The sequence below is a fragment of the Burkholderia sp. E168m23 genome, from assembly GCF_016586125.1.
In the GTDB taxonomy this organism is placed as follows: Bacteria; Pseudomonadota; Gammaproteobacteria; order Burkholderiales; family Burkholderiaceae; genus Burkholderia; species Burkholderia orbicola.
In genome coordinates this window covers 1-11,150 of sequence record NZ_BCPP01000118.1, presented here as the reverse complement: position 1 = coordinate 11,150, position 11,150 = coordinate 1, and the positions used below count along the sequence as shown (strand labels likewise).

General features: G+C 65.6%; 10 protein-coding genes. 6 read left to right on the top strand and 4 right to left on the bottom strand.

Annotated features, from left to right (window positions below):
• Positions 1 to 92: 92 nt before the first annotated feature.
• Both JMF90_RS09070 and JMF90_RS09065 read right to left on the bottom strand, forming a co-directional pair.
• The gene (locus JMF90_RS09070; protein ID WP_012338493.1) at positions 93 to 380 is read right to left on the bottom strand and encodes a hypothetical protein; all 288 of its coding nucleotides are present in this window, start codon (positions 378 to 380) and stop codon (positions 93 to 95) included.
• 381 nt (positions 381 to 761) lie between these two features.
• Positions 762 to 1,520 (bottom strand): TIGR00730 family Rossman fold protein, encoded by a 759-nt coding sequence (locus JMF90_RS09065; RefSeq protein ID WP_006479437.1) that lies wholly within the window; start codon positions 1,518 to 1,520, stop codon positions 762 to 764.
• Between the two features lies 1 nt (position 1,521).
• On the opposite strand from JMF90_RS09065, the gene polA reads away from it, so the two are divergent.
• From polA to JMF90_RS09050, 3 genes are all read left to right on the top strand, one after another.
• Positions 1,522 to 4,275, top strand: a complete 2,754-nt coding sequence (polA, locus tag JMF90_RS09060) for a DNA polymerase I (protein WP_011548155.1) — start codon at positions 1,522 to 1,524, stop codon at positions 4,273 to 4,275.
• Positions 4,276 to 4,553: 278 nt separating this feature from the next.
• On the top strand, positions 4,554 to 5,888 hold the full coding sequence (locus tag JMF90_RS09055) for an NAD(P)/FAD-dependent oxidoreductase (RefSeq protein ID WP_011548154.1): 1,335 nt from the start codon (positions 4,554 to 4,556) through the stop codon (positions 5,886 to 5,888).
• Between the two features lie 371 nt (positions 5,889 to 6,259).
• The gene (locus JMF90_RS09050) at positions 6,260 to 7,135 is read left to right on the top strand and encodes a dienelactone hydrolase family protein (RefSeq protein WP_011548153.1); all 876 of its coding nucleotides are present in this window, start codon (positions 6,260 to 6,262) and stop codon (positions 7,133 to 7,135) included.
• 84 nt (positions 7,136 to 7,219) lie between these two features.
• On the opposite strand, the gene JMF90_RS09045 is transcribed toward JMF90_RS09050, so the two are convergent.
• Positions 7,220 to 8,089 (bottom strand): sulfurtransferase, encoded by an 870-nt coding sequence (locus JMF90_RS09045; RefSeq protein ID WP_011548152.1) that lies wholly within the window; start codon positions 8,087 to 8,089, stop codon positions 7,220 to 7,222.
• 117 nt (positions 8,090 to 8,206) lie between these two features.
• The gene (locus JMF90_RS09040) at positions 8,207 to 9,313 is read right to left on the bottom strand and encodes an aromatic ring-hydroxylating dioxygenase subunit alpha (protein ID WP_011548151.1); all 1,107 of its coding nucleotides are present in this window, start codon (positions 9,311 to 9,313) and stop codon (positions 8,207 to 8,209) included.
• 269 nt (positions 9,314 to 9,582) lie between these two features.
• Between JMF90_RS09040 and JMF90_RS09035 the strand changes: the two genes are divergently transcribed.
• From JMF90_RS09035 to JMF90_RS09025, 3 genes are all read left to right on the top strand, one after another.
• Positions 9,583 to 9,876: an exodeoxyribonuclease VII small subunit gene (locus JMF90_RS09035; protein WP_006479428.1), complete on the top strand. Its 294-nt coding sequence runs from the start codon at positions 9,583 to 9,585 to the stop codon at positions 9,874 to 9,876.
• A complete protein-coding gene (locus tag JMF90_RS09030; RefSeq protein WP_011548150.1) occupies positions 9,873 to 10,757 on the top strand; it encodes a polyprenyl synthetase family protein in 885 nt (294 codons plus the stop codon). The genes JMF90_RS09035 and JMF90_RS09030 overlap by 4 nt, the downstream gene beginning before the upstream one ends.
• An 81-nt stretch (positions 10,758 to 10,838) precedes the next feature.
• Positions 10,839 to 11,150: 1-deoxy-D-xylulose-5-phosphate synthase N-terminal domain-containing protein (locus JMF90_RS09025; RefSeq protein WP_305790741.1), on the top strand; the 312-nt coding region annotated here is incomplete at its 3' end.

The following is an 11,150-nucleotide window of genomic DNA, read 5'->3' as shown; positions in this document are numbered from 1 at the left end:
GCAACGACAAAGGCCGCACGCGAACTCTCGTTCGCGTGCGGCCTTGTTTTTGATGCGTCAGTGCGCGGGCCGATCGGCGGGCGCTCAGTGACTCAGCACTCGCCCTTCTTCGCGTGCCCCGGCGGGCAGTGATAGCCGCCATGACCGTGATGACGCTCGCGATCTTCCCACTCGCGGCGTTCCCAGTAGCGGCGGCCGTCCCAGTAGCGGTCGCCGTGCCAGCCGACGATCACCGGCGCGGGGGCGACCACGACGGGCGCGGGGGCGACGACGACCGGCGCGGGCGTGCCGATGTTGACGTCGACGTTGACGGCGTGAGCGAGGCCGGACAGCGAAAGGCCGAGGCCGGCGAAAGCGAGGGCGATCAGCGAGCGTTGCATGTTCTTTTCCGTGGTGTGGTGATGAATGGGCCGACGCGACGCGATGGAAGCGAGGGGGACCGTTCCACCGGGGGAACGCCGCGCCGACACGAAGTAGTGTGCTGTCGCGGGACGGAAAAGGCGAGTCGTGATTATTACGGAGGATTGGCGGCGCGCAGGTGCGCGATGGACCATCCATTTGACATTGGCGGCTTGCCGGTGCGGCTGATTCCCCCGCATCGCGCAGCGCCGGCTGCGGGCATTTGACATTCGACCGCGCACGGCGGCGAACAGGTATTAACAGCGCGTTACAAAGTCACGCCCGGCGAGTCGCCGAAGCGCACTGTCCGTTGCATGAAAAGCACGACAGCCGGCGCTCGGCCGGCTGTCGTCATTGACCGGTTACAGATAGAACATCCGGTCTTCTTCCGGGCGCGGCGGATGATCGTCCTCGTCCGAACCTTCTTCCTCGCCGCTGTCCTCGTAGAACGCGAGCACCGCGTCGAGCACCTGGTCGGGATCGTCGATCACCTGCATCAGATCCATGTCTTCCGGATTGATCAGGCCCATCGGAATCAGTTGATCGCGGAACCATTGCAGCAGCCCCTGCCAGAACTCGCTGCCGACGAGGATGATCGGCACGAGGCGCGATTTCTTCGTCTGGATCAGCGTGAGTACTTCGGACAGTTCGTCGAGCGTGCCGAAGCCGCCCGGCATCACGATCACCGCATCCGAGTTCTTCACGAACGTTACCTTGCGCGTGAAGAAGTGGCGGAAGCGCAGCGAGATGTCCTGGTAGTGGTTGCCGGCCTGCTCGTGCGGCAGCTCGATGTTCAGGCCGACCGACGGCGCCTTGCCGGCGTGCGCGCCCTTGTTCGCGGCTTCCATGATGCCGGGGCCGCCGCCGGAGATCACCGCGAAGCCGGCGTCCGACAGCTTGCGTGCGATCTGCACGGCCAGCTTGTAGTGCGGCGTGTCGGGTTTGAGGCGGGCAGAACCGTAGATGCTGACAGCCGGGCGGATCTCCGACAGGTACTCGGTCGCCTCGATAAACTCTGCCATAATCGTGAACATCTGCCACGATGCGCGCGCCTTCTTGGCCGTCGCGCGCTCTTGATCTGCGAGCGAACGCAGACTCGGAATCACTTTTCTCTTGTTCATAATGCCTGAAGAACGAAATCTGGAAGGTAAGACCCTGCTATTGGTTGACGGTTCGAGCTATCTGTATCGGGCTTACCATGCGATGCCTGATTTGCGTGGCCCTGGCGGGGAGCCGACCGGAGCGCTCTACGGAATCATCAACATGCTGCGCCGTATGCGCAAGGAAGTCAGTGCAGAGTATAGCGCTTGCGTGTTCGATGCAAAGGGCAAGACGTTCCGCGACGACCTTTATGCCGACTATAAGGCAAACCGTCCGTCGATGCCGCCCGATCTCGCCTTGCAGGTCGAGCCGATCCACGGCGCCGTGCGCGCGCTCGGCTGGCCGCTGCTGATGGTCGAGGGCGTCGAGGCCGACGACGTGATCGGCACGCTCGCGCGCGAAGCCGAACGGCACGGGATGAACGTGATCGTGTCGACCGGCGACAAGGATCTCGCGCAGCTCGTGACCGAGCGCGTCACGCTCGTCAACACGATGACCAACGAGACGCTCGACCGCGACGGCGTGATCGCGAAGTTCGGTGTGCCGCCCGAGCGCATCATCGACTATCTCGCGCTGATCGGCGACACCGTCGACAACGTGCCGGGCGTCGAGAAGTGCGGGCCGAAGACGGCCGTGAAATGGCTGACGCAATACGACACCCTCGACGGCGTGATCGAACACGCGGCCGACATCAAGGGCGTGGTCGGCGACAACCTGCGCCGCGCGCTCGATTTCCTGCCGCTCGGCCGCCAGCTCGTGACCGTCGATACGTCGTGCGATCTCACGCCGCATCTCGAATCGATCGAAGCCTCGCTCAAGAGCGACGGCGAGGCGCGCGACCTGCTGCGCGACATCTTCGCGCGCTACGGCTTCAAGACCTGGCTGCGCGAAGTCGACAGCGCGCCCGCGGAAGGTGGGGGCGCCGATGCGCCGGAAGGCGAGCCGGCCCCGGTGATCGCAGCCGACGTCGTGCGCGAATACGACACGATCCAGACTTGGGAACAGTTCGACGCGTGGTTCGCGAAGATCGACGCGGCCGCGCTGACCGCGTTCGACACCGAGACCACCGCGCTCGATCCGATGCTCGCGCGGCTCGTCGGCCTGTCGTTCTCGGTCGAGCCGGGCAAGGCGGCCTACCTGCCGGTCGCGCACCGCGGCCCCGACATGCCCGAGCAGCTTCCGCTCGACGAAGTGCTCGCGCGCCTGAAGCCGTGGCTCGAATCGGCCGATCGCAAGAAGGTCGGCCAGCACCTGAAGTACGACGCGCAGGTGCTCGCGAACTACGACATCGCGCTGAACGGCATCGAGCACGACACGCTGCTCGAATCGTACGTGGTCGAATCGCACCGCACACACGACATGGACAGCCTCGCGCTGCGTCATCTGGGCGTCAAGACGATCAAGTACGAGGACGTGGCGGGCAAGGGCGCGAAGCAGATCGGTTTCGACGAAGTGGCGCTCGCGCAGGCCGCCGAATACGCAGCCGAAGATGCCGACATCACGCTGCAGCTTCATCACGCGCTGTATCCGCAGGTCGCACGCGAGCCGGGCCTCGAGCGCGTGTACCGCGAGATCGAGATGCCGGTGTCGCTCGTGCTGCGCAAGATGGAGCGCACGGGCGTGCTGATCGACGATGCGCGTCTGCACGCGCAGAGCACCGAAATTGCGACGCGCCTGATCGAGCTCGAGGGCGAGGCGTACGAACTGGCGGGCGGCGAATTCAATCTCGGCTCGCCGAAGCAGATCGGGCAGATCTTCTTCGAGAAGCTGCAGTTGCCGGTCGTGAAGAAGACGCCGAGCGGCGCGCCGTCGACCGACGAGGAAGTGCTGCAGAAGCTGGCCGAGGACTACCCGCTGCCGAAGCTGCTGCTCGAGCATCGCGGGTTGTCGAAGCTGAAGTCGACCTATACCGACAAGCTGCCGCGCATGGTGAACCCCACCACCGGCCGCGTGCACACGAACTATGCGCAAGCGGTCGCGGTCACGGGCCGCCTTGCGTCGAACGACCCCAATCTTCAGAACATTCCGGTGCGCACGGCCGAAGGGCGGCGCATCCGCGAGGCGTTCATCGCGTCGCCGGGCCACCGGATCGTGTCGGCCGACTATTCGCAGATCGAACTGCGGATCATGGCGCACATCTCGGGCGACGCGTCGCTGCTGCGCGCGTTCTCGCAGGGCGAGGACATCCACCGCGCGACTGCCGCCGAGGTGTTCGGCGTGACGCCGCTGGAGGTCAATTCCGACCAGCGCCGGATCGCGAAGGTAATCAACTTCGGGCTCATCTACGGGATGAGCGCATTCGGGCTCGCATCGAATCTCGGCATCACGCGCGACGCGGCGAAGCTCTATATCGACCGCTATTTCGCCCGCTATCCGGGCGTCGCGCAGTACATGGAAGATACGCGCGCGACGGCGAAGGAGAAGGGCTACGTCGAAACCGTTTTCGGCCGCCGTCTCTGGCTGCCAGAGATCAACGGCGGTAACGGCCCGCGCCGCCAGGCGGCCGAGCGTGCGGCCATCAATGCACCGATGCAGGGCACGGCGGCCGACCTGATCAAGCTGTCGATGATCGCGGTGGACGGCTGGCTCACGCGCGACCAGCTCGCATCGCGAATGATCATGCAGGTGCACGATGAACTGGTGCTCGAGGTGCCCGAAGGCGAGCTATCGCTCGTGCGCGAGAAACTGCCGGAAATGATGTGCGGCGTCGCGAAGCTGAAGGTGCCGCTGGTCGCCGAAGTGGGTGCCGGCGCGAACTGGGAAGAGGCACACTGACGCACCCCCGGCCAGTTCCCCGTTCCCGCGGCATATTGTTGCAGGGATGCTGAATATCGAGATGGTTTGCTTGTGGTCAACGCGCAAGCTCCCGGACAATGCATGTCAGTCATGTCATTGACGCGGGGCGCGCACCCCGCGTTCCGGATCGGCCACATCGAAGTGCTTCGAACTGCACATCGATGATGTCCGAACCGGTTAATCCACCGGGCAGCGCGGGTGCATCGCGTTTGCTTCATCCGGCGGCAGCAGTTTCGAATCGCAAAGGGGGAAGTCAGATGCATCGGATCATCATCGTAGGCGGAGGTGCCGGCGGCCTGGAACTGGCGACGCGGCTCGGCGACCGTTACGGCGCGCGCGGCAATCGTCCCGCGCGTGCGCTCGTCACGCTCGTCGACCGCAATCCGACGCACATCTGGAAACCGTTGCTGCACGAGGTCGCGGCCGGCAGCATGGACCCGTTCACGCAGGAGCTCGAATATGCGGCGCAGGCGCGCTGGCACGGCTTCGAGTTCCAGCAGGGCGAGCTGACCGGGCTCGACCGTGCGGCGAAGCGCGTCACGCTGTCGCCCCTCAACGACAGCGACGGCGCGGAGCTGCTGCCGGCGCGCGAGCTGGAATACGACACGCTCGTGATCGCGATCGGCAGCACGACGCACTTCTTCGGCGTGCAGGGCGCACCGGAAAACGCGATCGCGCTCGATACGGTCGGGGAGGCCGAACGCTTCCGCAAGCGCTTGATCGCGGCATGCATGCGCGCGGAGCACCAGGCGCCGGCGCCGAGTGCGCCGGGCGAGTCGGCCGAGCCGCGCATCCAGGTCGTGATCGTCGGCGGCGGCGCGACGGGCGTCGAGTTGTCCGCGGAACTGCGCAATACCGCGCAGGTGCTGTCCGTGTACGGGCTGCACAAGCTCGATCCCCGCCATGACGTCGGCATCGTGCTGATCGAATCAGGGCCGCGGATACTGCCGGCACTGCAGGAGCGCGTGTCGGCGGCGACGGCCGAACTGCTCGAGAAGCTCGGCGTGCGGTTGATGCTCAACGAACGTGTGACCGAGGTGGCGCCCGGGTTCGTGCATACCGCGAGCGGCAAGGCAGTGCGCGCCGACCTGACGGTCTGGGCGGCCGGCATCAAGGCGCCGTCCGTGCTCTCGCATCTCGACGGCCTCCAGGTCAACAAGCTCGGTCAGCTCGACGTGCGTCGCACGCTGCAGACCTTCACCGACGACAACGTGTTCGCACTCGGCGATTGCGCGGCCTGCGCATGGCCGGGCAACGAACGCAACGTGCCGCCGCGCGCACAGGCGGCGCATCAGCAGGCGAGTTTCCTGCTGAAAGCGATCAGCTGCCGGCTCGAAGGGCGCCCGCTGCCCGAGTTCACGTATCGCGATTTCGGTTCGCTCGTGTCGCTCGGCCACTTCAGCGCGGTCGGCAACCTGATGGGCGGGCTGATCGGCGGCAACATGCTGATCGAAGGGTTGTTCGCGCGCTTCATGTACATGTCGCTGTACCGGCTGCACATCGCGGCGCTGCACGGTTATCCGCGGATGATGCTCGACACGGTCGCGCACTGGCTGCGGCGCACGACGCTGCCGCGCGTCAAGCTGCACTGATCGCGTACTTGCATACTCGCGTGTGGCGCGGGCGGGGAATGCGCATGTCGTGCGTGTTCGCCGCCCGTTTTTCTTTTCGGTTCGCAACGATTCGGTCGCGCGACGATTCTCGATACGCGCCACCGCACGGTGATTCGGCAGGGGCGGCCCGCGCGCTGTCGCGCGATGATCGATTCGATCGCCGCCACGCGTCGTAATCGAGTCTTACACATCTGACAGTTGACGCGACAACGGATTATTGGGCATCTTGTCCGGGTTTTCGCTTGCGGCGGGGTGCCAACCGCCGCGACATCCGCACCGCCCGCCGGTGCGATGCCCCGTCATGCCGTATCCGCGAGCGTGACGGCGGCGCCCAATCGAGGAGTGCATTCATGTTGAAACCCGAAGTCGACAGCCTGGTCCCCCATGTCCCGTTCTCGCGCCGCAAGTTCATGCAGGCCGCGCTGGGCGGCACCTTCGCGGCGGCCGTGCTGCCCGTGTCGGCGCAGACGGTCACGACCGACAGCACCGGGCTGGACGTCGATACCATCGAGATCCGCTCCGGCGATGCAAGCGTGCCGGCTTATCGCGCCCAGCCGGTCGACAAGACGAACCTGCCGGTCGTCATCGTGATTCACGAGATCTTCGGCGTGCACGCGCATATCGCGGATGTCTGCCGGCGCTTCGCGAAGCTCGGCTATCTCGCGATCGCGCCCGACCTGTTCGCCCGGCAGGGCAACGCGGCGAAGTATCCGACGATGAAGGAACTGTACGACCACATCATCAGCAAGGTGCCGGACCGCCAGGTCACCGAGGATCTCGATGCGACCGTGGCCTGGGCCGGCAAGAATGGCGGCGACCTGACGCGCCTCGGCGTGACCGGGTTCTGCTGGGGCGGTCGCCAGGCGTGGCTGTATGCGGAGCACAATCCGCACGTGCGGGCCGCCGTGGCGTGGTACGGGTTCGTCGAAGGCAAGACCGACGAGATGACGCCGTTCAACCCGGTCGATCATGCATCGTCGTTGAAGGTGCCCGTGCTCGGGCTGTACGGCGAGAAGGATCAGAACATCACGCAGGCGTCGCTCGCGGACATGCGCAAGGCGATCCAGACGAGCGATTCGAAGCTCGCGCGCGAATCGGAAATCGTCGTGTATCCGGATGCCGGCCACGCGTTCTTTGCCGACTACCGGCCGAGTTACGTGAAAGGCGATGCCGAGGACGGCTGGAAGCGCGCGATCGAGTGGTTCCACAAGTACGGCGTGATGTAAACGACGGGCGGCGGCAACTACCGCAGTGGCACCGGCCGCCGCGGCGTCGGCCGCCGTTTCATCGTCGTCGCGCCGCGCGGGTGCTCAAGGATTCGGGCCGGTCGCGATCGGTCGCGACGGATCGGCGCTCCATTCGCTCCACGAGCCGGGGTACAGCGACGCGCCGTGCAGGCCCGCCACTTCCAGCGCCAGCGCGTTGTGGCAGGCGGTGACGCCGGAGCCGCATTGCAGGATCACGCGATTCGGCTCGGTGCCGGCCAGCACGGTGGCGAATGCCTCGCGCAATTCATGGCCGGTCTTGAAGCGGCCGTCGGCAGCCAGGTTGTCCTTGAAGAAGCGGTTGCGCGCACCGGGAATGTGGCCGCCCACCCGATCGATCGTTTCATTCTCGCCGCGATAGCGGTCCGGTGCGCGTGCATCGATCACGACGCGCGCAGGCGACGACACGTTCGCGAGCACGGCCGCTGCATCGACCGTCGATTCGAGCGGCGTGGCCGAGCGGAAGTCGCCGGCGACCGGTTGCGGCACGTCGGTCGTCAGCGGCTGGCCGGCCGCTTCCCAGGCCTGCAGGCCGCCGTCGAGCACCGCAACCGAATCGTGACCGAGCCAGCGCAACAGCCACCACAGGCGTGCCGCATAGGCGCCGCCTTGCGCGTCGTACGCGACGACCTGCTGGCCCTGCTTGAGGCCGCGGCTGGCGAGCAGCGTCGCGAGCGCGTCGCGGGTCGGTAGCGGATGGCGGCCGTTGGTGCCCGTCTTGCGGCCCGACAGGTCGCGGTCGAGATGAAGATATTGCGCGCCGGGGAGGTGGCCGGCCGCGTACGCGGCTTCGCCGGCGCCGGGATCGGCGAGATCGAAGCGGCAGTCGAACAATGCCACGCTGCCGGGCGCCGCGGCCAGGCGCTCGGCGAGATTGGCGGCGGAAATGAGCGTGGTGTAATGAGTGTGTGGCATGACGGCTCCCTCGAGTGCAAATGGCCTGACACTCCAAGTCTAAACAAAAAAAGACGGGCCGAAGCCCGTCTTTTCGTTTGCCGGAGGCCGGGCGGCGTCAAAGCGCCGCATCCGCCGTCAGAGGTCGCCGAGGTGGCGGCGCAGGAACTCGTGGAAGTGCTGCATCCCGTCTTCCATCGGGCTCTGATACGGGCCGACCTGCGACTCGCCGCGCGCCATCAGCGCACGGCGGCCTGCGTCCATCCGCATCGCGATCTCGTCGTCCTCGACGGCCGTTTCCATATAGGCGGCGCGCTCGGCCTCGACGAATTCGCGCTCGAACAGCGCGATTTCCTCGGGGTAATAGAACTCGACGATGTTGGTCGTCTTCTGCGGCCCGCGCGGGATCAGCCACGACACGACCAGCACGTGCGGATACCACTCGATCATCAGGCCCGGGTAGTAGACCATCCAGATCGCGCCGAACTCCGGCGGCACGCCGTTGCGGAATTTCAGCACCTGCTCGTGCCATTTCTGGTAAGTCGCGCTGCCCGGCTTCGCGAGGGCGTTGTGCACGCCGACCGTCTGCACGCTGTACCAGTCGCCGAACTCCCATTTGAGATCGTCGCACGACACGAAGCTGCCGAGGCCCGGGTGGAACGGGACGACGTGATAATCCTCGAGGTAGACCTCGATGAACGTCTTCCAGTTGTAATCGCACTCGTGCACTTCGACGTGATCGAACTGGTACTCGGAGAAGTCGAAGTGATGCTTCGTACCGAGGTTGGCGAGGTCGCGCGCGACGTTGCGGCCCTCGGCCTCGAACAGCAGCCCCTGCCAGTTCTGCAGCGGGCTCTTGCCGAGGTTCAGGCACGGTTTGTCGGGGAAGTGCGGTGCGCCGAGCAGCTCGCCTTCGAGGTCGTACGTCCAGCGGTGCAGCGGGCACACGATGTTCTGCGTGCGGCCGCGCCCGTTGAGCATGATCGCCTGCCGGTGGCGGCACACGTTCGACAGCAGCTCGATCTGGTTCGTCTGGTTACGGACCAGCACGCGGCCTTCCTGCTCGGACGGCAGCGCGAAATAATCCCCCGCCTCGGGCACCATCAACTCGTGCCCGACGTAACGAGGTCCTTTCTTGAAGAGGGTTTCGATCTCGCGCTCGAGTAGCGCCTCATCGAAATATGCAGTGACTGGAAGCTGGCTGTGGGCCGACTTCAACTGAAGCGCATCGCTCAGATTGGACATTCCCACTCCCGGTGTTAGCGTGAAAGCAGTGAACAACCCAACCATCGAAAAATCGATTTAGGGAAACGGAGAATTATACCCGGTTCGCCTCGCAAGGCTAGGATTAAGTGCCTGATTTGTGTCAATTTTTTGTCGGGCTGCCCTCGAAAGGCGCACACTGTGCGCTGGAGATGGGGCCGGAATTGTGCGCGGGCGCCCAAGACGGCAGGTCGGAAAATTCTCTTTTGCCGTAGAATGTCCGACTTGTTTTGAAATTTGACACCTCGTCCATGGCGAAAACCGCATCCCCAGGCGCCACGCCGCCCGGCAATGGCACCGAACCGTTGCCGGACAATTACGAGATGGCGCTCGCGGAACTCGAGACGCTGGTTGCCCGGATGGAAGGCGGCGCGTTGAGCCTCGAGGATTCACTGGCGGCGTATCGCCGCGGTGCGACCCTCGTTGCGTTTTGCCAACAGCAGCTCGAGAAAGTGGAGCAGCAGGTTCGCGTGCTCGACGGCGCGACGCTGAAGCCGCTTTCGTCCGGAACGGCCGCCACGGACGGCGAAGACGACGATCTATGACATTCGAACAATGGATGCGGTCCGTGCTTGACCGTGTCGAGGACGCACTCGGCCACTATCTGCCGGCTGAAACCGCGATGCCCGCGAAACTTCACGAGGCGATGCGCTACGCGGTCCTCGGTGGCGGCAAGCGCGTTCGCCCGCTGCTGTGCCATGCGGCAGGCGAGCTGACCGGTGCGACGGAGGCGGCACGCAACGCCGCGGCGGCGGCGCTGGAGATGATCCACGTCTACTCGCTCGTGCACGACGACATGCCGTGCATGGACGACGACGCGCTGCGTCGCGGCAAGCCGACCGTGCACGTGCAGTACGACGAACCGACGGCGCTGCTGGTCGGTGACGCGCTGCAGTCGCAGGCGTTCGTGGCGTTGACCGATGCCGAGGCGCTGTCGCCGGTGCAGCAGGCGGCGCTCGTGCGCGAGCTGGCGCTGGCGAGCGGCTCGATCGGCATGGCTGGCGGGCAGGCGATCGACCTGGCGAGCGTCGGCCTGAAGCTGACGCGCGAACAGCTCGAAACGATGCACCGGATGAAGACGGGCGCATTGCTGCGCGCGGCCGTGCGGATGGGCGCGCTGGCCGGCGAGACGCCGTCGGCGGAAACGATGGCCGCGCTGGATGTTTACGCGGGGGCCGTGGGTCTGGCCTTCCAGGTCGTCGACGACATTCTCGACGTCACGACCGATTCGGCGACGCTCGGCAAGACGGCCGGCAAGGACGCGGCGAACGACAAGCCGACCTATGTATCGATCCTCGGTCTCGAGGCGTCGCGCGAGCTGGCAGCGCAGCTGCGCGCCGAAGCGCACGACGCGCTGAAACCGTTCGGCGCACGCGCACAGCGTCTGGCCGAACTTGCCGACCTGGTAGTGAACCGGGTCAGCTGACGCGAAAGCCCGCCGCCGCGCACACGCTACGGTGCGTGCAAAAGAATGCGGGCGCGTTTGATTTCCTACAATGGAACGACGATGTACGACTTGCTGAAAACCATCGACGACCCGGCGGATTTGCGCCGCCTCGATCGTCGCCAACTGCAACCGCTCGCGGATGAACTGCGCGCGTTCGTGCTCGACAGCGTGTCGAAGACGGGCGGCCATTTGTCGTCCAACCTCGGGACGGTCGAGCTGACGATCGCGTTGCACTACGTGTTCAACACGCCGAACGATCGCATCGTCTGGGACGTGGGTCACCAGACCTACCCCCACAAGATCCTGACGGGCCGCCGCGACCAGATGCATTCGCTGCGTCAGTACGACGGCATCTCGGGCTTCCCGCGCCGC